General features: G+C 41.2%; 1 protein-coding gene. It reads left to right on the forward strand.

What is annotated here, in order from left to right; all coding sequences use genetic code 11:
- Positions 1 to 274 (forward strand): glucosaminidase domain-containing protein (locus tag ETC27_RS17950; RefSeq protein ID WP_205742776.1); only part of this gene is annotated, 274 nt, incomplete at both ends.

The following is a 274-nucleotide window of genomic DNA, read 5'->3' on the forward strand; positions in this document are numbered from 1 at the left end:
TCAGGAAATCCAGTTTATTTGCCTACACAAGAATTTCTTGACGGACAAATGCATAATGTCGTGGAACCTTTCCAAGCTTATGCTTCAGTTGCAGAGGCTTGTGCTGCACAAGCACGTTTATTACGTGGCTCTTTCTTGTATTCAGGTGTTTGGCGTGAAAATACAAGCTCTTATCACGATGCAACCGCTTGGTTGCAAGGACGCTATGCTACAGATCCAAATTATGCCTCAAAATTAAATGCTGTTATTGCGCAATATGGTTTAACAGCTTATG

Source organism: Onishia niordana (genome assembly GCF_004798965.1).
Lineage (GTDB): Bacteria > Pseudomonadota > Gammaproteobacteria > Pseudomonadales > Halomonadaceae > Onishia > Onishia niordana.